Source organism: Cryptosporangium japonicum (genome assembly GCF_039524755.1).
Taxonomy (GTDB): Bacteria; Actinomycetota; Actinomycetes; order Mycobacteriales; family Cryptosporangiaceae; genus Cryptosporangium; species Cryptosporangium japonicum.
Genome location: NZ_BAAAGX010000006.1, coordinates 573,107 through 598,735, shown reverse-complemented (window position 1 = coordinate 598,735; position 25,629 = coordinate 573,107). Strand labels below are relative to the sequence as shown.

Annotated in this window: 26 protein-coding genes; 18 read left to right on the top strand and 8 right to left on the bottom strand. The window is 70.8% G+C overall.

Translation table 11 applies throughout. The annotated features are described in order from the left end of the window. Positions 1-80 precede the first annotated feature (80 nt). Entirely contained in the window at positions 81-1,130 is a 1,050-nt protein-coding gene (locus ABD437_RS07705; protein ID WP_344648032.1) for a UDP-N-acetylmuramate dehydrogenase, read from the top strand. On the opposite strand, the gene ABD437_RS07700 is transcribed toward ABD437_RS07705, so the two are convergent. Then, positions 1,077-1,910, bottom strand: coding sequence for a class I SAM-dependent methyltransferase (locus tag ABD437_RS07700; RefSeq protein ID WP_344648031.1), 834 nt, complete (start codon positions 1,908-1,910; stop codon positions 1,077-1,079). The genes ABD437_RS07705 and ABD437_RS07700 overlap by 54 nt on opposite strands. After that, positions 1,907-2,668 (bottom strand): SDR family NAD(P)-dependent oxidoreductase, encoded by a 762-nt coding sequence (locus ABD437_RS07695; RefSeq protein ID WP_344648030.1) that lies wholly within the window; start codon positions 2,666-2,668, stop codon positions 1,907-1,909. The genes ABD437_RS07700 and ABD437_RS07695 overlap by 4 nt, the downstream gene beginning before the upstream one ends. A 152-nt stretch (positions 2,669-2,820) precedes the next feature. Here ABD437_RS07695 and mshA point away from each other — a divergent pair, with 152 nt between their 5' ends. The 5 genes from mshA to ABD437_RS07670 all read left to right on the top strand — a co-directional run bounded on the left by mshA (position 2,821) and on the right by ABD437_RS07670 (position 10,298). Next, positions 2,821-4,080, top strand: a complete 1,260-nt coding sequence (gene mshA / locus ABD437_RS07690; protein WP_344648029.1) for a D-inositol-3-phosphate glycosyltransferase — start codon at positions 2,821-2,823, stop codon at positions 4,078-4,080. Positions 4,081-4,088: 8 nt separating this feature from the next. Then, on the top strand, positions 4,089-4,580 hold the full coding sequence (locus tag ABD437_RS07685) for a type III secretion system chaperone family protein (protein ID WP_344648028.1): 492 nt from the start codon (positions 4,089-4,091) through the stop codon (positions 4,578-4,580). 37 nt (positions 4,581-4,617) lie between these two features. Beyond that, positions 4,618-6,237: an MFS transporter gene (locus ABD437_RS07680; RefSeq protein ID WP_344648027.1), complete on the top strand. Its 1,620-nt coding sequence runs from the start codon at positions 4,618-4,620 to the stop codon at positions 6,235-6,237. Between the two features lie 359 nt (positions 6,238-6,596). Next, positions 6,597-9,518 carry a discoidin domain-containing protein gene (locus ABD437_RS07675; protein WP_344648026.1) on the top strand — a complete coding sequence of 974 codons (2,922 nt, stop codon included), beginning with the start codon at positions 6,597-6,599 and terminating at the stop codon, positions 9,516-9,518. A 24-nt stretch (positions 9,519-9,542) separates the two neighbouring features. Beyond that, positions 9,543-10,298, top strand: coding sequence for a phosphoglyceromutase (locus ABD437_RS07670; RefSeq protein WP_344648025.1), 756 nt, complete (start codon positions 9,543-9,545; stop codon positions 10,296-10,298). On the opposite strand, the gene ABD437_RS07665 is transcribed toward ABD437_RS07670, so the two are convergent. Next, positions 10,295-10,993: an HAD-IA family hydrolase gene (locus ABD437_RS07665; RefSeq protein WP_344648024.1), complete on the bottom strand. Its 699-nt coding sequence runs from the start codon at positions 10,991-10,993 to the stop codon at positions 10,295-10,297. The genes ABD437_RS07670 and ABD437_RS07665 overlap by 4 nt on opposite strands. A 17-nt stretch (positions 10,994-11,010) precedes the next feature. Continuing rightward, positions 11,011-11,661 (bottom strand): phosphate signaling complex protein PhoU, encoded by a 651-nt coding sequence (gene phoU / locus ABD437_RS07660; RefSeq protein ID WP_344648023.1) that lies wholly within the window; start codon positions 11,659-11,661, stop codon positions 11,011-11,013. A gap of 158 nt (positions 11,662-11,819) precedes the next feature. On the opposite strand from phoU, the gene ABD437_RS07655 reads away from it, so the two are divergent. Together ABD437_RS07655 and ABD437_RS07650 are read left to right on the top strand one after the other, a co-directional pair. Continuing rightward, positions 11,820-13,136: a sensor histidine kinase gene (locus ABD437_RS07655; RefSeq protein ID WP_425558105.1), complete on the top strand. Its 1,317-nt coding sequence runs from the start codon at positions 11,820-11,822 to the stop codon at positions 13,134-13,136. Continuing rightward, positions 13,133-13,813, top strand: coding sequence for a response regulator (locus ABD437_RS07650; protein WP_344648022.1), 681 nt, complete (start codon positions 13,133-13,135; stop codon positions 13,811-13,813). The genes ABD437_RS07655 and ABD437_RS07650 overlap by 4 nt, the downstream gene beginning before the upstream one ends. A 3-nt stretch (positions 13,814-13,816) precedes the next feature. On the opposite strand, the gene ABD437_RS07645 is transcribed toward ABD437_RS07650, so the two are convergent. Beyond that, on the bottom strand, positions 13,817-13,999 hold the full coding sequence (locus ABD437_RS07645; RefSeq protein WP_344648021.1) for a hypothetical protein: 183 nt from the start codon (positions 13,997-13,999) through the stop codon (positions 13,817-13,819). 118 nt (positions 14,000-14,117) lie between these two features. Here ABD437_RS07645 and ABD437_RS07640 point away from each other — a divergent pair, with 118 nt between their 5' ends. Next, positions 14,118-15,092, top strand: a complete 975-nt coding sequence (locus ABD437_RS07640; RefSeq protein WP_344648020.1) for a helix-turn-helix domain-containing protein — start codon at positions 14,118-14,120, stop codon at positions 15,090-15,092. A 384-nt stretch (positions 15,093-15,476) separates the two neighbouring features. Here ABD437_RS07640 and ABD437_RS07635 read toward each other — a convergent pair whose 3' ends face one another. Then, positions 15,477-16,265: a DUF3109 family protein gene (locus ABD437_RS07635; protein ID WP_344648176.1), complete on the bottom strand. Its 789-nt coding sequence runs from the start codon at positions 16,263-16,265 to the stop codon at positions 15,477-15,479. Between the two features lie 100 nt (positions 16,266-16,365). Between ABD437_RS07635 and ABD437_RS07630 the strand changes: the two genes are divergently transcribed. From ABD437_RS07630 to ABD437_RS07590, 9 genes are all read left to right on the top strand, one after another. Beyond that, the gene (locus ABD437_RS07630) at positions 16,366-17,352 is read left to right on the top strand and encodes a Ppx/GppA family phosphatase (RefSeq protein WP_344648019.1); all 987 of its coding nucleotides are present in this window, start codon (positions 16,366-16,368) and stop codon (positions 17,350-17,352) included. 120 nt (positions 17,353-17,472) lie between these two features. After that, positions 17,473-18,249, top strand: coding sequence for a sugar phosphate isomerase/epimerase family protein (locus ABD437_RS07625; protein ID WP_344648018.1), 777 nt, complete (start codon positions 17,473-17,475; stop codon positions 18,247-18,249). 185 nt (positions 18,250-18,434) lie between these two features. Next, entirely contained in the window at positions 18,435-19,355 is a 921-nt protein-coding gene (locus ABD437_RS07620; RefSeq protein ID WP_344648017.1) for a proline dehydrogenase family protein, read from the top strand. Positions 19,356-19,369: 14 nt separating this feature from the next. Then, positions 19,370-20,173 (top strand): pyrroline-5-carboxylate reductase, encoded by an 804-nt coding sequence (gene proC / locus ABD437_RS07615; protein WP_344648016.1) that lies wholly within the window; start codon positions 19,370-19,372, stop codon positions 20,171-20,173. Between the two features lie 294 nt (positions 20,174-20,467). Beyond that, positions 20,468-20,674: an excisionase family DNA-binding protein gene (locus ABD437_RS07610; RefSeq protein ID WP_035858397.1), complete on the top strand. Its 207-nt coding sequence runs from the start codon at positions 20,468-20,470 to the stop codon at positions 20,672-20,674. 339 nt (positions 20,675-21,013) lie between these two features. Further along, positions 21,014-21,112, top strand: a complete 99-nt coding sequence (locus ABD437_RS07605) for a 30S ribosomal protein bS22 (RefSeq protein ID WP_003948845.1) — start codon at positions 21,014-21,016, stop codon at positions 21,110-21,112. A gap of 20 nt (positions 21,113-21,132) precedes the next feature. After that, the gene (locus tag ABD437_RS07600; RefSeq protein ID WP_344648015.1) at positions 21,133-22,224 is read left to right on the top strand and encodes an NAD-dependent epimerase/dehydratase family protein; all 1,092 of its coding nucleotides are present in this window, start codon (positions 21,133-21,135) and stop codon (positions 22,222-22,224) included. A 32-nt stretch (positions 22,225-22,256) separates the two neighbouring features. Next, positions 22,257-23,456 (top strand): lysophospholipid acyltransferase family protein, encoded by a 1,200-nt coding sequence (locus tag ABD437_RS07595; RefSeq protein ID WP_344648014.1) that lies wholly within the window; start codon positions 22,257-22,259, stop codon positions 23,454-23,456. Positions 23,457-23,466: 10 nt separating this feature from the next. Continuing rightward, positions 23,467-23,655, top strand: coding sequence for a hypothetical protein (locus ABD437_RS07590; protein WP_344648013.1), 189 nt, complete (start codon positions 23,467-23,469; stop codon positions 23,653-23,655). Here the strand turns inward: ABD437_RS07590 and ABD437_RS07585 are convergent. Continuing rightward, a complete protein-coding gene (locus ABD437_RS07585) occupies positions 23,652-24,533 on the bottom strand; it encodes an HAD family hydrolase (protein WP_344648012.1) in 882 nt (293 codons plus the stop codon). The two genes, ABD437_RS07590 and ABD437_RS07585, sit on opposite strands and share 4 nt — an antisense overlap. A gap of 168 nt (positions 24,534-24,701) precedes the next feature. Beyond that, positions 24,702-25,629: DUF5667 domain-containing protein (locus tag ABD437_RS07580; RefSeq protein WP_344648011.1), on the bottom strand; the 928-nt coding region annotated here is incomplete at its 5' end.

Below are 25,629 nucleotides of genomic sequence, written 5' to 3'. Positions count from 1 at the left end.
GAACCAGCCTAGGGTGTCCGCCGATCCGATACCCCGGGCGGGCCGTCGACAATCCGTGGTCGAGCCGTATCGTTCCAGGCGTGAGCGACCCTTCCCTGGCTCCCCTGACCACCATCGGTCTGGGTGGCCCGGCGGCCACCCTCGTCACGGCCGCTGACGCCTCCGAGATCGCCGAAGCGGTCCGCCTGGCCGACGCCACGGGGCGGCCGCTGCTCGTGCTCGCCGGTGGCAGCAACGTCGTGATCGCCGACGAGGGGTTCGCCGGAACGGTCGTCCTGGTGCGGTCGGACGGCGTGGTGGCCACCCGGCGGGGTGAGGACATCGAGCTCACCGTGCAGGCCGGTCACGACTGGGACGCGCTGGTCGAGCAGAGCGTGGTCGAGGGATGGTCGGGGCTCGAGTGCCTCTCCGGTATTCCGGGCTCCACCGGCGCGACGCCGATCCAGAACGTGGGCGCGTACGGGGCCGAGGTCTCCGACGTGCTGATCGACGTCACCGCGTACGACCGGGTGCAGGACGAGATCGTGCAGCTCTCCGCGGCGGAGTGCGAGTTCGGCTACCGGCACTCGACGTTCAAGCAGACCGAGCGGTACGTGGTGCTCTCGGTGCGGTTCCGCCTGCGGCCGAGCCTGGAGTCACGTCCGCTGCGCTACGGGGAGCTGACCCGGGTGCTGGGCGTGCCGGCCGGTGCCGCGGCGCCGCTCGGTGACGTCCGGGACGCCGTTCTCGGGCTGCGCCGGGGCAAGGGGATGGTGCTCGACCCCGACGACCCGGACACCCGCAGCGTCGGTTCGTTCTTCACCAACCCGGTGCTCGACCCCGACGTGTTCGCCGACCTGGAGATCCGGTTGCCGGAGGCGCCGCCGCGGTGGGACGCACCCGACGGCCGGGTGAAGACGTCCGCGGCCTGGCTGATCGAGCGGGCCGGCTTCCGGCGCGGCTACGGACGCGACGGCGTCGGCATCTCGACGAAGCACACGCTCGCGCTCACCAACCGCGGCGACGGCACCACCGCGGCGCTGCTCGACCTCGCCGAGGAGATCGTCGCCGGTGTCCAGGGCGCCTACGGCGTGACGCTAGTCCCCGAGCCGCGCCTGGTCGGCGTCGAGCTCGGCAAGGGGCGCTACTGACTCCCACGGGAGCGTGAGTTCGCCCAGCCGCCAGCGGCGCACGCCGTCGAGCACCGGCCAGCCCTCGGCGGCCAGCCCCTGGACCGCCGCCACCCAGCGCTGGCGGGGGCCGAACGGAGCCATCGGGGCGGCGGCGTCCCAGGCGGCGTCGAACGCGACCAGCAGCGCGTGTACCCGCTCACCCGGCACGTTGCGGTGGATCAGGGCTTTGGGCAGCCGCTCGGCCAGCGTCGACGGCCGGTCGAGCGAGGCCACGCGCACCGCGAACGTCAGCGTCCGCGGTCCCTCCGGGCCGAGCGCGACCCAGCCGCCGATCCGCCCCAGCTCGTCGCAGGTGCCGTCGATGAGCAGCCCGCCGGGCGCCAGGCCACGGCCGAGCGTCCGCCACGCGTCGGCCGCCGCCGCCTCGTCGTACTGACGCAGCACGTTCGCGGCGCGGACCACCGCGGGCCGCAGCCCGGCCAGCTCGAACCCCCCGCGCCGGAACGTGAGCCCCGGCGGTGCGGCCGCGTCCGCCGCCGCGGCCACCCGTTCGGCGTCCAGCTCCAGCCCGACGACCCGGACGTCGGGGCGGCGCGCACGCAGCCGGCCGTAGAGCTCCACGGTCGTGACCGGCGACGAGCCGTATCCCAGGTCGACCACCAGCGCCGACGGCGGCAGCGGCTGGGTGTCGACGAGCCACCGGTCCATCCGGCGCAGCCGGTTGGGGTTCGTGGTGCCCCGGGTGGGCAGGCCCAGCGCGCGAGCGCGCCCGGCGGCCAGCCGCGGCGCACGCTTCATTCCGTAACCCGGTGCACCTTGTGGTTGGCGGCCTGCGCGACCGGACGGACCACCACCAGGTCGATGTCGACGTGACGGGGGCGGGTCACGGTCCACCCGACGACGTCGGCGACGTCCTCCGCGGTCAGCGGCTCCGCGACGCCCTCGTACACCTTGTCGGCGCGGGCCTGGTCGCCACCGAACCGGACCGTCGAGAACTCGTCCGTGCGGACCATGCCGGGTGCGATCTCGGTCACCCGGATCGGCAGCCCGTTCAGCTCCAGCCGCAGCGTCTCGGAGAACGCGTTGACCGCGTGCTTGGCCCCGGTGTACCCGGCGCCGCCCTCGTAGACGCCGTGCCCGGCGGTGGACGACATCAGCACGACGTGCGCGGAGTCGGCGGCCTTCAGCGCGGGCAGCAGCGCCTTGGTGACCCGCAGCGTGCCGATGACGTTGACCTCGTACATCCACTGCCAGTCGGCCGGGTCGGTGACCTCGATCGGCTCCTGGCCCTTCGCCCCGCCGGCGTTGTTGAGCAGCACCTCGAGCGGCCCGGGGAGCGCCTCGACGGCCTCGGCGAACGCGGCGACCGAGGCCGCGTCGGTGACGTCGAGCGTGAGCGCGACCCCGTCGATCTCCGCGGCGAGCGCGTCCAGCCGGTCGCGTCGCCGGGCCCCGAGCACGACCTGATAGCCCTCGGCGGCCAGCCGCCGTGCGCTCGCGGCTCCGATTCCACTGCTGGCGCCGGTGACTACCGCGACCGGCCTCGGGTTACTCATGACTCGATCCTGCCGCATGCCCGGTGCGGTGCGTCACGGCCCGGGCAGGAAGATGGTTGAAGGCGAGAGTGTTACGTAGTGTCGGACCGGATGTGTCGAGGGGAGAGTGCGGGGTGTCGTTTTCGGCTCGCCGGCAACGGGACGGACGAGAGTTGCCACGGCGGGTCGCGACGATCACACTCCATACCTCTCCGCTAGACCAACCAGGAACCGGCGACGCCGGCGGGCTGAACGTCTACGTCGCGGAGGTCTCCCGACGCCTGGCCGGTGCCGGCGTGCAGGTCGAGATCTTCACCAGGGCCACCTCGTCCGACCTGCCCCCGATCGTCGAGATGACGCCCGGGGTGCTGGTGCGCCACGTCCCGGCCGGCCCCTACGAGGGGCTCGGGCGCGACGAACTGCCCGGCCAGCTCTGCGCGTTCTCCGGCGCGGTGCTGGAGGCCGAAGCGCACCAGGAACCCGGCTGGTACGACCTCGTGCACTCGCACTACTGGCTGTCCGGGCAGGTGGGCACGCTCGCCCGGATGCGCTGGGGCGTGCCGCTGGTGCACTCGGCGCACACGCTCGCCAAGGTGAAGAACGCCGCGCTGGCCGACGGCGACCGGCCGGAACCCGCCAGCCGGGTACTCGGCGAGGAACAGGTCGTCGCCGACTCCGACCTGCTCGTGGCCAACACCCCGGCCGAGGCGCGCCAGCTCGTCGACCTCTACGGCGCCGAGGCCGCCCGCGTCGCGACGGTGTCGCCCGGCGTCGACCTGGGGCGGTTCCAGCCCGGTGACCGGCGGGTGGCGCGGCGGCACTTCGGCCTGCCGGAGGACGGCACCGTGCTGCTGTTCGTGGGGCGCATCCAGCCGCTGAAGGCGCCGGACATCCTGGTGCGGTCGGCCGCCGAGCTGGTCGCGGCCGATCCGTCGCTGCGGCGGTCGCTGACCGTCGTCGTGTGCGGCGGGGCCAGCGGCAACGGCATGGGCGAGCCGGCGGCGCTGCGGCGGCTCGCGTCGTCGCTGGGCGTCAGCGACCTGGTCCGCTTCCTCGCGCCGATCCCGCCCGACGAGTTGGGGCAGCTCTACCGCGCCGCGGACGTCACCGTCGTACCGAGCCACAACGAGTCGTTCGGGCTGGTCGCGGTCGAGTCGCAGGCCTGCGGCACGCCGGTGGTCGCCGCGTCGGTCGGTGGGTTAAGGACCGCGGTGGCCGACGGAGCGTCGGGCGTGCTGGTCGGCTCCCACGACCCCGGCGACTACGCCCGCGTGCTCGGCCGGCTGATCGCCGAGCCCCGGCTCCGCGCCGCGCTCGGGCGCGGAGGTGTGGTGCACGCCGCACGATTCTCCTGGCAGCGCACGGCTGACGGCCTTCTGGACGGGTACCGTGCCGCAATGCGGCAACGCCGGGGCGATCTGACCCCGGTCTAGGAGGTTGCGTGGCGACGAAAGAAGAGCTGACCGCCGTCCTCGAAGCGTTTCTGAAGGACCGGGAAGCCGACTACGAACGCACGCCCGGTGGCGACTTCGTCGTGACCCTGCCGGGGACGCGCAAGCAGAAGACGCTGGCGAACCTCGTGATCGGCGACCACTCGCTGCGCGTGGAAGCGTTCGTCATGCGGCATCCGGACGAGAACCGCGAGGAGCTGTACGCGTACCTGCTCACGAAGAACGCCCGGATGTACGGGGTCTCGTGGAGCATCGACAAGGCCGGTGACGTATATCTCACCGGGCGGCTGCCGCTCGCCTCGGTCACCGAGGACGAACTCGATCGCATCCTCGGTGCCGTGCTGGAGTATTCGGACAACAGCTTCAATTCGATGCTCGAAATCGGATTTCCCAGTGCTATCCGGCGTGAGTGGGCCTGGCGGGTGAAACGCGGCGAGTCGCTGCAGAACCTGGAGGCGTTCGCCGACTGGGCCGGCAACTAGTTGCAGGACACAAGAAACGCGCAGTAGCGTCCGGCCCGTGGACGCTCAGACCGTGCATCGCCGCCGTTGGTTGATTCTCGGCGTGCTGGTGGTGTGCCTGCTCGTCGTCATCCTCGACAACACCATCCTCAACGTCGCCCTGAAGACCATCCAGGCCGATCTGGGCGCCACCCAGTCCCAGATGGAATGGGCGATCAACTCGTACACGCTGGTCTTCGCCGGTCTGATGTTCAGCGCCGGTGTGCTCGGCGACCGGTACGGGCGGCGGCTGTTCCTGCTCGTCGGCATGGTCGTGTTCGGGCTGGCGTCGGTGGCCTCGGCGTTCGCGTCCACGCCCGGCCAGCTGATCGGCACCCGCGCGCTGATGGGGATCGGCGCGGCGCTGGTGCAGCCGCAGACGCTCTCGGTCATCACGAACGTCTTCGACCCCTCCGAGCGCGGCCGGGCGATCGGCATCTGGGCCAGCTTCTCGGGCATCGGCATCGCGATCGGCCCGGTCACCGGCGGGCTGCTGCTCGAGCACTTCTGGTGGGGCTCGGTCTTCCTGGTCAACGTGCCGTTCGTGCTGGTGGGCGTCGTCGCGATCGCGCTGGTGGTGCCGGAGTCGAAGGACCCGTCGCCGGGGCGGATCGACCCGTTCGGCGTGCTGCTCTCGATCGCCGGCCTGTCGCTGCTGGTGTACGGCATCATCCACGGCGGCGAGACCACGGAGTGGGGATCGCCGGCGGTGCTGGGGCCGATTCTCGGCGGCATCGCGCTGGTCGCGCTGTTCGTGTTCGTCGAGGTACGCAGCAGCCACCCCTCACTGGACGTCACGCTGTTCCGCAACCCCGCGTTCTCGGCCGGAGCGGTGAGCATCGGCCTCGTCTTCTTCGCCATGCAGGGCGCGACGTTCTTCCTGGCCTATTTCTGGCAGGCGGTGCGGAACTACTCGCCGCTGGAAGCCGGTCTGCTCGTGGTTCCGGTCGCGGTGGGCATCGCGCTCGCCGCGCCCCGCTCGGCCAAGATGGCGCAGCGCTTCGGCACCCGGGTCGTGGTCGCGTTCGGCATGACGCTGGTCGGTACCGCGCTCGGCGCGTACACGTTCGTCGGCCGGGACACCCCGATCTGGGTCATCGAGATCATCGTGTTCGCGCTCGGCTTCGGCATGGGCAACGCGATGGCGCCGGCCACCGAGGCGGTGATGTCGGCGGTACCGCGTGCTCGCGCCGGGGCGGGTTCGGCGGTGAACAACACGGTGCGGATGGTCGGTGGCGCGCTCGGCGTCGCGATCATGGGGTCGTTGCTCTCGGCGTCCTACCGCTCGCACCTGGGCGACGCCGTCGACGTGCTGCCCGCGGCGGCCCGCGACGACGCGGGGGAGTCGATCGGCGGCGCGCTCGAGGCGGCTGGCCGTCTGGTCGCCACCGCGCCGTCGTCGGCCCGGGACGCGCTGGCGCTCGTCGAAGCGGCCAAGGACGCTTTTGTGGACGCCATGCACCTGACCGCGGTGGGCTCGGCGGTGGTGGCCTGGCTCGGTGCGATCGTCGCGGTGCTGTTCCTGCCGCGGCGGCAGCGGGCTAGCTCCGTGGACGCCGCTGGGACGGGACCTTCGGAACCGGACGACGCTGCGGAGGAACCCTCGGGGGAGCCTTCGGGGGACGGGGCCAAGGTTTGATCTCAGGTACGCGGTTCGGTCGCATGGAGGGATGATTCCGAGCTTTACGGTCAATGCGGGGACCGAACCGCGATCCTGTGAATTCTCTTAAACGATGCTTAGCTGACGCGTAAAAGTTTGAGCCAGACGTGATCGGTGTGACCCGATTTGCGGGACGGAACACCGATTTCGCGGCGGCGCTCGCTGCCTACCATCGCGCCTGACGGGGTAACGGTTGTCAGTTGCCCTGCCGGTCTACGGGGAGCAGCGTGAACGAGGGCGGTCAATACGGTCCCGGCGGGCGTGGTGGGTGGAACCACGACGGCCAGTCGGACGATCAGGACGTGCGTCATCGTTCGGCTCCTCCTCCGCCACCACCGATGCCACGGCACTACGAGTACGACGCGGACCCGCACGAATCGGGCACCGTGTACGGCGGTGGTCGGCCGCAGCACGACGCCGGCCGTCACGACGGGTACGACCACCGCGGTGGCTACGACGAGCGCGGTGGCTACGACGACCGCAACCGTTACGACGACCGCGGCGGGTACGACAACCGCGGTGGCTACGACAACCGCGGTGGCTACGACGATCGGAACGGGTACGACGACCGGGGCGGGTACGGCCGTTACGACGACGGTGGCTACGACGACCGGGGCCGGTACTCGGCTCCGCCGCCTCCGCCGCCGTCTCACGGCACCACGTACGGCTCGCCGGTTCCTCCCGTCTCGGGTGTTCCCGCGCCGCCCCCCGCGTCCGGGCCGCCGTACTCGCCCCGGCCGGTCTCCGGCCTGCCGGTACCGCCCCGCCCGGTCTCCGGGATGCCGGTGCCCCCGCGGCCCGCGTCCGCAGCTCCGGGCCCGTACGCTCCGCCGGCCTCTCCGGCCGGCCCGTACTCTCCGTCGGGCCCACCCGCCCCGGCCGGTCCGCCGCCCGCGACCGGGCCCGCGGCGCAGGTCGGCTGGTCGGCCGGCCCGGCCCAGCCCGCGGCCTCGCCCGAGCTGGGGTGGTCGGCCGGCGCCGCCGCCACCGGTAGCGGTCCGGGCGTAGGCCTGCCGCTCGCCGACGCCCCGGTGAGCCCCGCCGACGGTCCCGGCCACCGCCGCGCCCGTGACGGCGGCAAGAAGATCGCCGACGTGCGCCCGCTCTGGCAGCGTCCGAAGCTGATCTCGGCCGCCGCGGCGATCATCGTGTTGGCGCTGATGGCCGCAGACAGCAAGGTCCGGCCGCCGTTCCAGTTACTCTCCGGCTCCGCCGACGGCACGGTCACCGTCGCCCTCAACGACGTCGTCCAGGAGTTCCAGCCCCACAAGCAGCTCGGCGCCGGCGTCGACGGCCTCGAGGGCGGCGAGATCGACAAGGTCTGGACGCCGACGAACATCACCGCGATGAAGTCGGCCGGCTGGGGTTCGATCAGCTACCGCCTGCGTACCGAGCTCGGCGTCAAGGCCTGGCACTGGAACCCGGTCGGCACCTGGAGCAACCCGGGCAAGAAGGAGGGCTACTGGACCTCCAGCGACACCGTCGAGAAGGACGCCGGCGTCTCCTACGGCTACAACCTCCCGCGCCGCGGCAACACGATCGACCAGGCGAACAACGACGCGTTCGCCAAGATGACCGACGGTGACCCGGAGAGCTTCTGGAAGAGCAATCCGTACCTGGATCCGCACTTCACGAAGAAGGATTCCACCGAGCACGAGCAGTGGATCATGATCGGTCTCGGCTACGCGAAGCCGGTGCAGGACATCACGATCAACTGGGGCGACGCGTACGCGAAGCGGTTCCGGATCCAGTACTGGTCCGGCAGCAACGACGCGATCCACCCCGCGCACCCGACGGCGAACTGGAAGGACTTCCCGGTCGGCGAGATCACCGGCACGGGCGGCAAGCAGACCGTGACGGTCGCCGACTCGCCGATGGACGCGCAGTTCGTACGCATCGTGATGTCGGAGGCGTCCGGCACCGGGCCCGACAGCGGAGACATCCGCGACCGGCTCGGCTACTCGGTGCGTGAGCTGTCGATCGGCTACACCAAGGACGGCTCGTTCGTCGACCACATCGTGCACCGCAAGGACCAGGAGCAGTCGCCGACCTGGGTCTCGTCCACCGACCCGTGGCACCGCGCGACGGACATGGACAAGAACTACGAGCACGCCAGCTTCGAGCGCACCTACGCCAGCGGGCTGACGAACAACGAGCCGATGATGATCCCGGTGCCGGTGCTCTACGGCATCCCGGAGGACGCCGCCTCGCTCATCTCGTACCTCAAGAAGAAGAAGTTCCCGTTCTTCCAGGTGGAGATGGGTGAGGAGCCCGACGGTCAGCTGGCCACGCCGGAGGACTACGCGCAGCTGTACATGCAGGTCGCGGACGCGATCAAGAAGGTGGCGCCGGACATCCAGATGGGTGGCCCGGGGTACCAGACGGTCATCCCGGACTGGATCCACTGGCGCGACAAGAACGGCGACAACTCCTGGACCAGCCGGTTCGTGAAGTACCTGACGGCGAACAAGCGCATGGACGACTTCGACTTCTTCTCGTTCGAGTGGTACCCGTTCGACGACGTCTGCGGGAAGCACGACAAGCAGATCGCCGAGCACCCGAAGCTGTTCAACGACATCATCGAGAAGCAGTACAAGAACGGTCTGCCCAAGGACATCCCGATGGTGATCACCGAGTACGGCTACTCGTCGTTCGCCGGTGAGGTCGAGGTGGAGTTCCCCGGCGCGATCGTCAACGTCGAGACCGCGGCCATGTTCCTGGCCAAGGGTGGCAACACGAGCTACTACTACGGGCTCGAGCCGAACTGGTCCTTCCAGGAGAAGGAAGGCGAGAAGTGCAACACCTACGGCAACCTGATGCTGTTGCAGTTCTACGAGGACTTCAAGATCCGGCCGGTCGTCGGGTACTTCGCCGCGCAGCTCGTCACGCGGCACTGGGTGAAGCCGGGTAACGAGAAGCACCAGGTGCTCAAGACCGAGTCCGACCTCAAGCTGCCCGACGGAAACCCGCAGGTCACGGCCTACTCGGTTCGCCGGCCGGACGGCAAGGTCTCGGTGATGCTGCTCAACAAGGACCCGAAGAAGACGGTCAAGGTCAAGATCGAGGGCAGCGGCGGTGACCTCGACGGCCCGATCGAGATGTACCAGTACTCCAGCGAGAACTACGACTGGAACCCCGGGGACGCCGCGGACAACGCCGGTGAGCCCGAGAAGAGCGTTCCGCCGACAAAAACGAGCCAGCGGTCGACGACGGTCTCGCTGCCGCCCTACTCCATCTCGGTGGTGCAAGCGGAGGGTTGAGCCAGGTCTGGCAGGCTGTGAGGTATGAGTGCAGCGATCGGAACCCTGGTTTTGCTCCGCCACGGCGAGAGCGAGTGGAACGCGAAGAACCTGTTCACCGGGTGGGTCGACGTCGACCTCACGGCTAAGGGCGAGGACGAGGCGCGTCGGGGCGGTGAGCTGCTGAAGGAGGCCGGGCTGCTGCCCGACGTGCTGCACACGTCGGTGCTGCGCCGGGCCATCCGGACGTCGATCATCGCGCTCGACGCGCTGGACCGCCTCTGGATCCCGGTGACCCGCAGCTGGCGCCTGAACGAGCGGCACTACGGCGCTCTACAGGGCAAGAACAAGAAGCAGACGCTCGAGGAGTTCGGCGAGGAGCAGTTCATGCTCTGGCGGCGCTCCTACGACACGCCGCCCCCGCCGCTGGACCGGGACGACGAGTGGTCCCAGTTCGACCACGCGCAGTACGCGGCGCTGCCGCCGGAGCTGCGGCCGCAGACCGAGTGCCTCAAGGACGTGCTCGAGCGCGCGCTGCCGTACTGGTACGACTCGATCGTGCCCGACCTGCAGGCCGGCAAGACCGTGCTGGTCGCCGCGCACGGCAACTCGCTGCGTGCGGTCGTGAAGCACCTCGACGGCGTCAGCGACGAGGCGATCGCCGGCCTGAACATCCCCACCGGCATCCCGCTGCGTTACGACCTCGACGCCGAGCTCAAGCCCACCAACCCGGGCGGCACCTACCTCGACCCGGACGCTGCGAAGGCCGCCGTGGCCGCCGTGGCCAACCAGGGTCGCTAGGCCACTGCGGTCAGCACCGCGGAATCGTCCTTCGCCGGTGCGGTGAGGCCGATCCGGGTCAGATCGGGAACCACCACGTCCGCCTCGCCGAGGTCCTCGGCGGGGTGGGACGTGGAGACCGCGACGACCGGACACCCGGCGTCGCGTCCGGAGCGGATCCCGGCCGGTGCGTCCTCGAACACGACGACCGCTCCGCCGACGCCGAGCCGCTCCATCCCCAGCACGTAGGGCTCCGGGTCGGGTTTGCCGGCCTGGACGTCCTCCGCGGTCACCAGCACACCCGGGGTCGGTAGCCCGGCCGCCGCCAGCCGGGCCGTGGCGACCGCACGGGTGCCGCTGGTGACGATGCCCCACGGCACCACGCCGTCGACGGCGTCGATGAGCCGCTGGGCACCCGCGACCGCCGTCACCCCGGCGATGTCGCTGGCCTCCAGCGCCGCGAGCCGGGCGGCGGCGTCGGCGACCTGTTCGGCGGGGAGCATGTCGCGGATGTGGTCCTCGGCCCGCTTCCCGTGCAACTGCTGGGGGAGCGCCGAAGCCGGCAGCCCGTACCAGCCGAGGAACGTGGCCCACTGACGCTCCACGACCGCGGTGGAGTCGACGAGCGTGCCGTCGAGGTCGAAGAGGATCCCGGCGAGCGTCGTCGACCAGGTCTCCGGTTGAGCAAGGCGGTCCAGGGGGGTGCGTGCGGCCATCACGACCGCATTCTTCCTCAGGCGCTGGCCGGCAGCACACCCGTCACCAGTTGCACCATGCGCCTGGCCAGCGAGACCGAGTGGTCGCCGTAGCGCTCGTAAAAGCGCCCCAGAAGGGTCACATCGATCGCGGCTTCCATGCCGTGGGCCCAGTTGTCGTCCAAAACCCGGGCAAACAGCTCGCGGTGCAGCTCGTCCATGCGGTCGTCGTCCTTGACGATCTCGGCCGCGAGTGACACATCTCGCTCGACTAACACGTCACGCGTTTTGACGACGAGCTTGTCCGCCACTGCCGCGGCTTCGGCGAAGATCGGCTTCAGCTCGTCGGGGACGGCGCAGTCCGGGTAGCGCATGCGTGAGATCGTCGCGACGTGCCGGGCCAGGTCGCCCATCCGCTCCAGCGAGGAGACCATCCGCAGCCCGCCGATGATCGTCCGGAGGTCGACCGCGACCGGCTGCTGGCGCGCGAGCAGGTCCATCGAGCGTTCTTCCAGCTCACGGTGGAGCGCGTCGATCTGGGCGTCGCCCGAGATCACCGCTTCGGCGAGCCGGAGGTCCGACGTCAGGAGCGCGGTGGTCGCCGAATCCATCGCGACTCGCGCGAGGTCGGTCATCCGGACGAGGATCTCATTGATCTTCGAGAGCTCGCCGTGGAACGAATCGCGCATACGTCCTGACGTTAGTAGTTCGGGCGCCCGCCGGGCTTTCCGCTCCGGTGTCGATCCACTGAAGGTTGAGCGGCTAGCGGGTGAACAGCAGCCGCAGATTTCGGTCAGCAGGTCACGTTAGGGTCACTGCGGACTTCACGCCTCTTACGATCGAAGTCGTGGATCTCGTAACGGCGCTGCTGGTCGGCGTACCCGCCGTGCTGCTCGGGGCAGCGGTGGGGTACGCGGTGTTCGCCCTCCAGCGGCGTCCGCCGCGGCCGGAAACCGCCCCGGCGCCCGCCGTCGCTCTCGACCTCGATCTGGCCCGGCGGAGCCTCGACGGGCTGGGAATCGGCGTAGTTGTTCTAGATCCCCGCGATGATGTCGTGCTCGCGAACCCTGCGGCACGTAGGCTAGGGGTTGTCCGGGACGGTCGGATCGGACATTCGGTGCTCCGCGCCTTCAGCCGGCAGGTCCGGCAGATCGGTGAGGTGCGGGAAACCGAGATTGAGCTGCCGCGCGGGCGCGGCCTGGAACCGTTGGGGGTTCGGGTCCGGGCCGCCCCGCTCGGCGTCAGCGGCCACGCCGTGATGCAGGTGGAAGACGTCACCGAGGCGCACCGGCTGGCCAACGTCCGCCGTGACTTCGTCGCGAACGTCAGCCACGAACTCAAGACGCCGGTCGGCGCGCTGTCGCTGCTCGCCGAGGCCCTGCTCGACGCCGTCGACGACCCGGTCGCCGTCCAGCGGTTCGCCAAGCGGATGCGTCACGAGTCGGGCCGCCTCGGCCGCCTGGTGCAGGAGCTGATCGAACTCTCCCGGCTGCAGGGCGCCGACCCGCTGCCCGAGCCGGTCGCCGTGCCGGTCGACCGGGTGGTGTCCGAGGTCGTCGACCGCACGAAGACCGTCGCCGAGGGCAAGACGATCACCGTCGTGTCCGGCGGCGAGCGCGGGCTGGTCGTCGAAGGCAACGAGAACCAGCTGGTCACGGCCATCGCGAACCTGGTCGAGAACGCGGTCACCTACAGCCCCGAGCGCACCCGGGTGGCGATCGGCACCCGGCGCCGCGGCCATCTGATCGAGATCTCGGTGTCCGACCAGGGCATGGGCATCGGCGAAGCCGACCTCGACCGGATCTTCGAGCGCTTCTACCGCGCCGACCCGGCCCGTTCCCGCGCGACCGGCGGAACCGGCCTCGGCCTGGCGATCGTCAAGCACATCGCCACCAACCACGGTGGCAGCGTCGACGTCTGGAGCGTCGAAGGCTCCGGGTCGACGTTCACGCTGCGCCTGCCCGACCCGGGCTGCGACTCGCCGGGCTTCGAGGACTTCGACGCGCTCGAGGACCTCGACGGCTTGACCGAGCTCGCCGACGGAGACGCCGAGCAGCCCAATTCCCGCCGCGCAGCCGAGTTAGCCGGCCTGGACGCCGACGACGACGAAGCCGACGCGGGCCCCACCGCAAGCCCCACAGCAAGTACGAGAGGTGAAGCGTGACCCGAGTTCTGGTGGTCGAAGACGAGGAGTCGTTCTCTGACGCCTTGTCCTACATGCTCCGCAAGGAGGGATTCGAGGTCGGGCTGGCCGCAACCGGCCCGGACGCGCTGACCGAGTTCGACCGGGCCGGCGCCGACATCGTGCTGCTCGACGTCATGCTGCCGGGGTTGTCGGGCACCGAGGTGTGCCGGACGCTCCGCGCGCGCTCGACCGTGCCGATCATCATGGTCACCGCGCGCGACGGTGAGATCGACAAGGTCGTCGGCCTGGAGATCGGCGCCGACGACTACGTGACGAAGCCGTACTCCCCGCGTGAGCTCGTCGCCCGGATCCGGGCGGTGCTGCGTCGGCGTACCGAGCCCGAGGAGCTGTCGCCGGCGACGCTCGAGGCCGGCCCGGTGCGGATGGACGTCGACCGGCACACGGTCACCGTCAACGGAGCGAACATCGCGCTGCCGCTCAAGGAGTTCGAGCTGCTCGAGATGCTGCTCCGCAACGCCGGTCGGGTGCTGACCCGCGGCCAGCTGATCGACCGGATCTGGGGCGCGGACTACGTCGGCGACACGAAGACGCTCGACGTCCACGTGAAGCGCCTGCGCGCGAAGATCGAGCCGTCGCCGAGCACCCCGCAGTACCTGGTCACGGTCCGCGGACTCGGCTACAAGTTCGAGGCCTGATTCTCACGCCGCGGCTCCCACGAGGGCGGGGGCCGCGGCGTTGCGGCCGGTGACCAGGGTGACCAGGCCGCCGCAGTGGCACTCCACCGTCAGGACGATGCCGTGCTCGGTGTTCTCGTAGCTGCGGATGTCGTCGGTGCTGGCCAGGGTGCGTGCGCCGTGGTGGTGGCAATCGATGAGGAACATGCAAAAAGCTTCGCGCCGACGCCGCTCCGAGCGTGAGTGGCAAACCCGACCGCCATGCGAAGAAAACTGCCAATGACAGGGTTCCTCTGAGCGCAAGAAAGCTGCCATGATGGGCGGCATGATCGTCACCGGCGTCACCCCTCGCATGATCGGCGCGCTGACCTTCGGCATCGTCACCGAGGTCTTCGGCTACGACCGCACCGACATCGGCCTCCCCGAATTCGACTTCGCGATCGTCCCCGCCGAAGAGGGGCCGATCCGCACCCGCTACGGCGCCACCATCCAGCTCGACGGCGACTTCAGCCGCATCGACGAGTCCGACCTCGTGCTCGTGATGCCCTGGGAGGACTTCAGCCAGCCGCCGGCCGAGTACCTCGACGCACTGCGCAGGGCGTACGCCCGCGGCGCCACGCTGATGGGGTTCTGCTCCGGCACCTACGTGCTGGCCTCCGCCGGCCTGCTCGAGGGGCGCAAGGCGACGACGCACTGGCAGAACTGCGAGTTCATCTCGCGCGCGTTCCCCGGCGTCACGATGGACGCGGACGTGCTCTACGTCGACGAGGGGCGGGTGCTCACCGGCGCCGGCAGCGCGGCCGGGCTCGATCTCTGCCTGCACTGGGTGCGCCGGGAGTACGGCGCGCGGGTGGCGAACGCGTTGGCCCGGTCGGTGGTGATCCCGCCGCACCGCGACGGGGGCCAGGCCCAGTACATCGTCTCGCCGCTGCCCGAGGCCGGTGACTCCGACCGGCTGGTCGAGGTGCTGGCCTGGATGCGGTCGAACCTGCACGAGTCGCTCACCGTGGAGGTGCTGGCCGCGAAGGCGCTGATGAGCCCGCGCAGCTTCGCCCGCCACTTCCGGGCCGCCACCGGCACCACGCCGCGGGCCTGGCTGCTGGCGCAGCGCCTGCACCGGGCCGAGGAGCTGCTCGAGAGCGGCGACCTGCCGGTGGAGGAGGTCGCGAAGCGGGTCGGCTTCGGCACCGCGGCCGCCCTGCGCGACCAGTTCGTCCGCCGCCGCGGCGTCCCGCCCCGCGACTACCGCCGGGCCTTCCGCGCCGCGTCGGAAGAGTGCCCCGACGAGGGCGCCGCCTAGCGGTCCCACTCCGGCGAGCCCTGGCGCGCCGCAACGGGACCGGAGGGGTGCTTGGATGGGGGCGCGGCCTGAGCGGTCCCGTTCGGGTGAGTCTTGGCGCGCTGAAACGGGACCGGAGGGGTGTTCCGATGCGGGCGCGGCCTAGCGGTCCCACTTCGGCGAGCCCTGGCGCGCCGAGACGGGACCGGAGGGGTGTTTCGATGAGGGCGCGGGCCTAGCGGTCCCGTTCGGGTGAGTCCTGGCGCGCCAAAGCGGGACCGGAAAAGGGCCCCGACGGGGGGCGCCGCCTAGCGGTCCCACTCCGGCGAGCCCCGGCGCGCCAAAACGGGACCGGTCCCGTTGCGGCGCGCCAGGGCTCGCCGAAAAGGGACCGCTGGAGAGGGGTCAGGCGCCGGCGGCTCGGGAGGCCTCCACGGTGGCGGGGTGGGGGGCGATGAGACCACGGGCGGCGCGGGCCTCGCAGAGGCGGGCCAGCTCGGTGTAGGCGCTCTCCCCGATCAGCGCGATCAACTCGGGCGCGTACGTGTGGTACAGCGGCTCCGCGCCGACGTGCGCCTCCGGAGCGGACGTGCACCACCAGTGCAGATCGTGCCCGCCCTCACCCCACCCGCGCCGGTCGAACTCGCCGAGCGTGTCGACGAGCACCTGGCTGCCGTCGGTGCGCGTCACCCACTCCTGCTCGCGCCGCACCGGCAGCTGCCAGCAGACGTCGGGCTTGGTCTCCAGCGGGTGGCGCCCTTCACGCAGCGCCAGCGCGTGCAGAGCGCACCCGGCGCCGCCCGCGAACCCCTCGCGGTTGTGGAACAGGCACGCACCGTCCACGACCGCGGTGCGCAGCCGGTCGTCCTCGTCGCCGACCGAGTCCTGCTCGGTCCAGTGCTTCGGCGCGCTCTTGCGGTAGAACTGCCAGTCCGCCGGCGTCAACCGCTTCACGTGCGACGCGACGCGCGCCACGTCGTCGTCGTCGGTGAAGAACGCGCCGTGGCTGCAGCAGCCGGTCTCGGCCCGGCCCTCCACCACCCCGTGGCAACCCGCGCCGTAAATGCACGTCCAGTCCGACAGCAGCCAGGTCAGATCGGCCTTGACCACGTGCTCGGGGTCGGCCGGGTCGGTGATTTCCAGCCACTCCCGCGGGAAGTCGAGCCCGACCTCCGCGTCACGCGGCCGGGGCATCGGGAGCGCCACCGTATGAGTCACGCCGCCAGCCTACGACCACGATGAACAGTGGGTGACGAGGTCGGAGTCGACACGAACCACGGCGTACGGTTCGAGTATGCGGTTGGGGGTTCTGGACGTCGGGTCGAACACCGTCCACCTACTGGTGGTCGACGCTCGTCGGGGCGGTCATCCCACCCCGGCCTACTCCGAGAAGACGGTGCTGCGGCTCGCCGAGGCGGTGAACAACAGCGGCAAGCTCTCCGACAAGGGCGCCAACGCACTGCTCGACGCGGTGATCTCGGCCAAGGACGCCGCCCACCGGCTCGGCGTCGACCACCTGCTCGCGTTCGCCACGTCCGCCATCCGCGAGGCGCGCAACGGCGAGAAGGTGCTGGAGAAGGTGCGTCGGGAGACCGGCGTCGGTCTCTCGGTCCTCTCCGGCGAGGACGAGGCGCGCCTGACGTTCCTCGCGGTCCGGCGCTGGTTCGGCTGGTCGGCCGGGCGGCTGCTGTGCCTGGACATCGGGGGCGGCTCACTGGAGATCGCGGTGGGCATCGACGAGAGCCCCGAGTTGGCGCTGTCGGTGCCGCTGGGAGCCGGTCGGCTGACCCGCGAGCGGCTGTCCGACGACCCGCCGAAGCGAAAGCAGGTCCTCGAGCTCCGGGAGTACGTCGACAGCGTGCTCGACGCGGTGGCCGACGGCGTCGCGCAGGCGGGCGAGATCGACCGGGCGATCGCCACGTCCAAGACGTTCCGGACGCTGGCCCGCCTCTCCGGGGCCGCACCGTCCGCCGCCGGAGCCCGGGTCCGCCGCACGTTGACGATCGACGGTCTGCGTCAGATCACCGAGTTCATCACGCGGATCCCGGCCACCGACCTCGCCGAGCTCGAGGGGGTCAGCGCGAGCCGGGCGCACCAGCTGCTCGCCGGCGCGGTGGTGGCCGAGGCGACGATGCGCCGGCTCGGTCTGGCCGAGGTCGAGATCTGCCCCTGGGCGCTGCGTGAAGGCGTGATCCTGCAGCGCCTCGACTGGCTCGACAGCGGGATCCAGGACCCGTCGCTTCCCGAGGTCGTGGCTGATCAGGAGCCGGTGAACGCCTGAGCGGCACGGGGCGGTCGGTCGTCGTGACCGGGGGCTACTCTGGATGGAGTGACCAGGGAAGGCGACACACCGCAGACGGTTCGGGTCCCGGCCGCGAAAGTCGGGCTCTCCACTGCCTCGGTGTACCCAGAGACAGCCCCGGCGGCGTTCGAGCTCGCTGCCGCGCTGGGCTATGACGGTGTCGAGGTCATGGTCTGGAACGATCCGATCAGCCAGGACGTGGACGCGCTCCGCGATCTGCAGCAGAAGTACGGGCTGCCGGTGCTCTCGGTCCACGCACCCTGCCTGATCATCACCCAGCGCGTCTGGAGCCCCGACCCGTGGGAACGGCTCCGGCGGTCCCGGGAGGCCGCCGAGAAACTGGGCGCGGACACCGTCGTCGTCCACCCGCCGTTCCGCTGGCAGCGCGAGTACGCGCGCACGTTCGAGGACGGCATCGCGAAGCTCGGTGACGACACCGCGGTCAAGTTCGCGGTGGAGAACATGTTCCCCCTGCGTGCGCGCGGCCGGGCGTTCATACCGTACGCACCCCACTGGGACCCGACGTCCGGCTCCTACCGGCACTTCACGCTCGACACGTCGCACACCGCGGTCGCCCGCACCGACGCGCTCGCCCTGCTCGACCGGATGGGCGACCGGCTGGCGCACCTGCACCTCGCCGACGGCAGCGGGTTGTTCAAGGACGAGCACATGGTGCCGGGCCGGGGTGACCAGCCGTGCGCGGTGGTGCTCGAGCGCCTGGCCGCCCGCGGCTTCGACGGTTCGGTGGTGGTCGAGGTGACCACCCGGGGCCTCGACCGCGAGGGCCGGGAGGCCGACCTGGCCGAGTCGCTGGCGTTCGCGCGGCTCCACCTGGCCGCACCGGCCGCACCCGCTGCGCATCTCGGTGCGGTTTGAGCTACTGCGTCTCACATATTGCGACAATGAACCCCGATCGCGTGCGGGTCACCTAGGACGCTCGTACTCTTTTTGGGGAGCCTCACCAAGGCGCCCCCAACCTCGCCTCCGGACCGGGACAACCCGCCCGTCCGGGGGCGTTGGTCTTTCCGAGTCCTCGGTCGAGCCCACGTTAGGCTCCAGCCATGCTTCGAACGGCGATCCTCGCGGCGGCCCGCACCCCGGCCGTCGAACGCCTGCTCACGAACGCGTCCGTGGCCCGGAACCTGGTGGCGAGGTACGTCGCGGGTGACGAGGTCGCCGACGCGGTCCGGGTCAGCCGGGAGTTGATCGCCGACGGGCTGGCCGTCACGCTCGACCACCTCGGTGAGGACGTCGAGCACGAGGCCGCCGCCGCCGAGACCACCGCCGCGTACTGCGCCCTGCTCGACGCGCTCGCCGCCGCCGGGCTCGCGCCGCCGGCCGAGGTGAGCGTCAAGCTCTCCGCGGTGGGCCAGCGCCTCGACCCGCAGCTGGCGACCGAGAACGCACGGAAGATCTGCCAGTCGGCCGCCGCGGTGGGAACCACCGTGACGCTCGACATGGAGGACCACACCACCACCGACCACACGCTCGACACGCTGGCCTCGCTGCGCCGCGACTACCCCGACACCGGGGCCGTGCTCCAGGCGTACCTGCGTCGCACCGAGACCGACTGCCGGGACCTGGCGCACGCGGGCTCCCGGGTGCGGCTGTGCAAGGGCGCGTACGCCGAGCCGGAGTCGGTGGGCTTCGAGACCGCGCTGGACGTCGACCGGTCGTACGTCCGGTGCCTGAACGTGCTGATGGCCGGCGACGGCTACCCGATGCTGGCCACCCACGACCCCCGCCTGGTGGCGATCGGCGAGGAGCGGGCCCGCTGGTACGACCGCACGCCCGACACGTTCGAATTCCAGATGCTGCACGGGGTGCGGCCCGACGAGCAGCGTCGCCTGGCGCAGGCCGGTTACACGGTCCGCATCTACCTGCCGTACGGGCGCGACTGGTACCCGTACCTGATGCGCCGCCTGGCCGAGCGTCCGGCCTACCTGGCGCTCTTCGCCCGGTCGTTGGTCTCTTCCCGCTGAAAGGCTCCACCCCCATGAACACTCTGGCGATCTTCGGCGCCGGCAAGCTCGGCGAAGCGCTGCTCTCCGGTCTCCGGCGGGCCGGGCGCACCCCGGACGAGATCGTCATCGTCGAGCGGTACGAGGAGCGGGCGGCGTTCCTGCTCGAGAAGTACCAGGTGCGAGCGGTGACCCCGGCCGAGGCCGTGGCGCACGCCCGCACGCTCATCGTCGCGGTGAAGCCGCAGGACGTCGGAGTGCTGCTCGACTCGCTGGCGCCGCTGGTCACGCCCGACCACCTGGTGGTCTCGGTGGCCGCGGGCATCCCGACGAAGTACTACGAGGCCCGGCTGGCCGACGGGGTCCCGGTCATCCGGGTCATGCCGAACACCCCGGCGCTCGTCGACGAGGCGATGAGCGTCGTGTCCGGTGGTGCGCACGCCGAGGAGAAGCACCTGGCCGCGGCCGAGGCGCTGTTGCAGCCGGTCGGGAAGGTGCGGCGGCTGCCGGAGTCGCAACAGGACGCGGTCACCGCGTTGTCCGGGTCCGGGCCGGCGTACTTCTTCTTCCTCGTCGAGGCGATGATCGACGCCGGGATCCTGCTCGGCATCCCGCGCGACGTCGCGGCCGACCTCATCGTCCAGAGTGCACTCGGGGCGGCGAAGATGCTCAGCGAGGCCGGGACGCACCCGGTGCAGTTGCGCGAAGCCGTGACGTCGCCCGGCGGAACGACGATCGCGGCGATCCGCGAACTGGAGCGCCACGGCGTGCGCGCAGCTCTGCTCGACGCGATCGAAGCCGCCCGCGACCGGTCGGTCGAACTTGGACAGTTGTACTGACCCGAACGCGTTTCTGGTGGGGTTCGCGGGGGCGCTGGGGTCCGATTGGCGGGCGCCGTGTGCAAATGGTGGGACGGATTGAGCTGTCCGGGACGTGACAAAACATGAATCGCGTCGGTCTAAAGTGGGGCATAGTCGGGCGAAAGACTGTCCAATGTTGCGATCAGCATGGACAGAGTTGCTGAGAGTGTCGCTCGCTCCCACTTGCACCGTTACTCTACTAAGAGCACGTGCGTGACCACCGTGCCGGAGGGGAAGCCGGCACCCGATACGTGCCCGGGTGAGGTGGGTCGTATGGCAGTAGCAGGACCGTCCAATCTGTCCGACGTTAGGTTCCTCACCGTCGCTGAGGTGGCGACGTTGATGCGAGTCTCGAAGATGACCGTGTACCGGCTCGTGCATTCCGGCGAGCTGAACGCGGTGCGGGTCGGTCGCTCGTTCCGAGTGCCCGAGCGTGCCGTTCACGAGTATCTTCGCGACGCGTTCACCGACACCGCCTGATCGACGGCTTCGACTCGGAGAGGGGCACGCAGCGGCCGGGGAGTCCGTTGCTTCCTCCGCTCCGGGTAGAGGACCTGACCTGACCGGGTGAGGTGCACCACCAGCGGTGGTGCGCACCACCCACGAGAAGAGCCGTGGCGCAAGAGGGACCCCCTTTCCCTCAACCGCCCGGCTTTTTTCGGTTTCTCCGGGTGGGCGGCCCGCCCAGGGCGGGCTCCAGGTTCAGGCACTCGCGCCTGGAGGCGCTCGACAAGCAACCCGGGCGGGCCGGGCGAGGTGGCTCGGGATAGGGTGGGGGTCCGTCTTACTGTCGTCGTCGTTGAACATTGAGGAAGTCGTATGGGTTCGGTCATCAAGAAGCGCCGCAAGCGGATGGCGAAGAAGAAGCACCGCAAGCTCCTGAAGCGGACCCGCGTCCAGCGTCGCAACAAGAAGTAGGCCGCACCCGGGGAGGCAGCATGCCGGCCGAGGAAAGATCGCCGGGGCTGCCCCGGGTTGTCCTGGTCACCGGCGTGAGCCGGTACTTCGGGAGTCGGCTGGCCGCTCGTCTCGCGGCCGACCCGGGTATCGAACGGGTACTCGGGGTCGACACGGTGGCGCCCGACGCGGACACCGCCGAACGGATCGGCCGCACGGAATTCGTGCGAGCCGACATCCGTAACCCGTTGATCGCGAAAGTCATCGCGGACGCCGGTGTCGACACCGTCGTTCACATGAGCGTGCTCGCGACCCCGGCCGGCCTGGGCGGTCGGGCGTCGATGAAAGAGCTGAACGTCATCGGCTCGATGCAGCTGCTCGCCGCGTGCCAGAAGGCCCCGACGGTCCGCAAGCTGGTCGTGCGCTCGTCCACCGCGGTCTACGGGGCCTCTCCTCGCGACCCGGCGGTGTTCACCGAGAGCATCCAGGCCAAGCAGAGCCCGCCGAGCGGCTACGCGAAGGACGCCACCGAGGTCGAGGGTTACGTCCGCGGCTTCGCCCGGCGCCGCCCGGACGTCATCGTCACCACGCTGCGGCTGGCCAACATGCTCAGCCCGCGGATCGACACGCCGCTGGCGCGCTATTTCGCGCTGCCGGTGGTGCCCACCGTGCTGGGCTTCGACGCCCGCCTCCAGTTCCTGCACGTCGAGGACGGGCTGAACGCGCTGTACGCGGCCGTCGGCGAGGACCACCCGGGCACGTTCAACGTCGCCGGGCCGGGTTCGATGCTGCTCTCGCAGGCGATCCGCCGGGCCGGGCGGGTGCCGCTGCCCGTGCCGTCGATCACCGCCCCCTACCTGGGTCTGGCCGTGCGTCAGGCCGGTTCGATCGACTTCTCACCCGAGCAGGTCCGCCTGCTCACCTACGGGCGGGTCGTGGACATCACCCGGTTGCAGCAGGAGTTCGGCCTGACCCCCGCCTACACCACCGAGGGTGCGTTCGACGACTTCGTGCGGGGCAGTGATCTGGCGTCCGTGCTGTCGGCCGACAACCTCGACGCGGTCGAGCGCGCGATCAAGACGCGCTGGTCAGCGGCCCGGCGCCTGGTCGAGTCGGTTCGCGCGCCCCGGTAGGTAGACCCCCGTTCGGCAAGGAGTGCCGCATCATGCCCGACGCGCAGATCATCCCCTTCGACGGCGGCAACAAGGCTGAGCCCGTGGACACCACCGACCAGGGCATGACGGCCAACGCGGACGCCGGCTCCGCCCGGGAGTCGGCCGACGAGACGGTGACCGTGGAGGTCACGCGTGCGTCCTCGGTCAACAAGGCACCCGCGACGAAGGCGCCCGCGAAGAAAGCTCCGGCGAAGAAGATCGCCAAGAAGGCCGTGAAGAAGGCGGCTAAGGCACCCGCCGGGAAGCCCACGGCGTCCGGCCGGGGTCGCGGCCCCGCCACGGCTCCGGCGGCACCGCGTCCGGCGTCGGCCGAGGCCGTGGGGAAGCCCGCGGCCGACGACGGTGGCGCCGGCGACGTGTGGGACCGGCGGGTGGCCGGTGCGCTGGCGTTCGTCCGGCGCCGGCTGACCGGCGAGTACGAGACCGACGAGTTCGGCTTCGACCCGGAGTTCTCGCAGGCCGTGCTCGCGCCGGCGCTCCGCCCGCTGTACGAGAAGTGGTTCCGGGTGGAGATCTCCGGGCTCGAGCACGTCAGCGACACCGGCGGGGCGCTGGTGGTCGCGAACCACTCCGGGACGATCCCGGTCGACGCGACGATGCTCCAGCTCGGGTTGCTCGACCATCACCCGGCTCAGCGCAAACTGCGGTTGCTCGCGGCCGACCTGGTGTTCCAGATGCCGTTCGTGGGGGAGTTGGCGCGCAAGTCGGGCAGCACGCTGGCCTGCCAGCCCGACGCCGAGCGGCTGCTGTCGTCCGGCGAGCTCGTCGGGGTGTTCCCGGAAGGCTTCAAGGGCGTCGGGAAGCCGTTCAGCGAGCGGTACAAGCTGCAGCGGTTCGGGCGTGGTGGGTTCGTGTCGGCCGCGCTGGCGACGAAGGCGCCGATCATTCCGTGCGCGATCGTCGGGGCCGAGGAGATCTACCCGAAGATCGGGGACGCGAAGGTGATCGCGCGGATGTTCGGGCTGCCGTACTTCCCGCTGACGCCGACGTTCCCGTGGCTCGGGCCGCTGGGCGCGGTGCCGCTGCCCTCGAAGTGGTACATCGAGTTCGGCGAGCCGATCGAGACCTCGGACCTGGCCGCGGGCGCGGACGACCCGATGCAGGTGTTCAACCTGACCGATCAGGTGCGCGAGACGATCCAGCAGATGCTCTACCAGTTGCTGATGCGTCGCCCGTCGGTCTTTGGGTAACCGGAGCGGCATGAGTGAGAACACGGGTGTGACCGAAGAAGAACGCCGCCGGGCGATGGCCACGTATTCGGGCGACGGCCAAGGCGACGACGCCACCGGCGGCGACGCCCTCGCGGAGGTGATCCAGGCCCGCGAATCCGGGGACGACGATCAGCGCCCCACCCCGGACACCGGCGACCAAGGCCCCACCGGCCTCTAGGCGATCTTGCGGCGGACCGCGAGGGTGCCTGCTACGCCGCCGGCGATTACGCCGGCGGCGGCCACGGCGGGGGCGCCGACCTTGGCCGCCTTGCGTGCCGTGCGGTAGTCACGCACCTGCCAGCCCCGTTCACGCGCCTCGCGCCGCAACGCCGAGTCGGGGTTGATCGCCACCCCGGTGCCCACGGTGCTGAGCATCGGGACGTCGTTCACCGAGTCGCTGTACGCGGTGCAGCGGGCCAGCTCGAGGCCCTCGCGGCGAGCCAGCGAGAGCACGGCCTCGGCCTTCGCCGGGCCGTGCAGCGGCTCGCCGACCAGCCGGCCGGTGTACTTGCCGTCGACGATCTCGGACACGGTGCCCAGCGCCCCGGTGAGCCCGAGCCGGTGCGCGATGATGTTCGCCAGCTCGACCGGCGTCGCGGTGACCAGCCAGACGCGCTGACCGGCGTCGAGGTGCATCTGGGCGAGCGCACGCGTGCCCGACCAGATCCGCTTGGCCATCACCTCGTCGTAGATGTCCTCCGCGTGGCCGACGATCTCGTCGACCTCCCGCCCGGCGACGAACGCGAGCGCGGCCTGGCGCGCGGTGACCATGTTGGCCGCGTCCTCGACGCCGGACATCCGGAACTTCACCTGCTGGAACGCGAACCCGAGCAGGTCGCGGCTGCTGAAGTACTTGCGCGCGGCCATGCCACGGGCGAAGTGGTAGATCGACGCGCCCGCGATCATCGTGTTGTCGACGTCGAAGAACGCGGCGGCCCCCAGATCGGGCGTGACCTCCGTCGGCGCCTCGACCTCGGCGGCGGCTGCGCTCGCAGCACCGGCCACCACGGCGAGAGCGTCCTGGCGGTCGCGGCCGCGTCGGGTGAGCGTGATCACTCGCTACCTCCACTGACGTGCGGAAACGCGCTTGTTCAACCCCGGGGCGCGCGCGGACGGGGCAGCCGACCCCAGTGTAGAGGCGGCTGCCTTCCCCGCTCTGTGCCGACCGGGGCAACAGAACGTGAGCCGTGTACGCCCAGTGCGTGAACGCCCGGGGCGAACCGGCTAGTCCGTGGTTTCGCTCACGAGTGGGCTGGCGACGACGCTGTCGAGGGTGTCATCCACGGATCCGACCAGTGGAGTGATCGGCAGGCCCGACGTCGACGTCGGAGGAACGGTGCCGGACTGCGGAACCATCCGCTGACCCGCGCTGGACGGGTCGAAGTCGTCCTCGGACGGCTGGCTTCCGGTGCCGCTGGGCGAACCCGCGGTGGTGCCGGCGGCGCTGCCGGTCGGGGTGGTGCTGGGCGCCTCGGATGTTCGGTTGGAGCTGTTCGAGCGCGGCCGGGTGGGCCACGGCGTCGTCGGCTCGTCCGAGGGTAGCGAGGTCTCCTCGGCCGGCGGGTCGGAACACTCGCGCGCGACCGGGCCGAGCGCGTCGCCGGTGAGGGGGTCGGCGCAGCGCAGGACGGCACGCAGGTCCACCGAGCGTTTGCTGACCTGGTCGACGAGCGCGAGCGAGGTCCGGATGCGTTGCCGGGCCAGTGGCGGCGTACCGAAGGTGCCAGCGAGCGCGCTCAGCTCCCGGTGCTGGGCGAGCGCGAATTCGTCGACGAGGTCGAGTGGGGCGGGGTGGTGCTGGGTGGCGGCGGCGGTGCCCAGGTCTTTCATGCCGAGCCTGGTGTCGCTGTCCATGTCGTTGAGCAGCAGGTCTAGTTGACGCTGGTCGCGGGTGGCGGCCGCGGCCTCGGCGAGGCGGTTGCGGGCGAACTCGAGATGGAGCTGGCCGCGAGCGACGGCCGAGCGGGCCAGGGTCAGTTGAGCGGTCTCCCGGCTGCGTTTGACGCCGTAGAGCGCGTCGCCCGGGTTGGCGGCCGAGCTGGCGAACCCGACCCCGGAGAGCGCGACCAGCCCGGCGAGCGTGCCGCTGACGACCGTCACGCGGCGCGGGACCCGGCGGCGGGCGCCGGGGAACGGATGGAGCAGGCCGGGT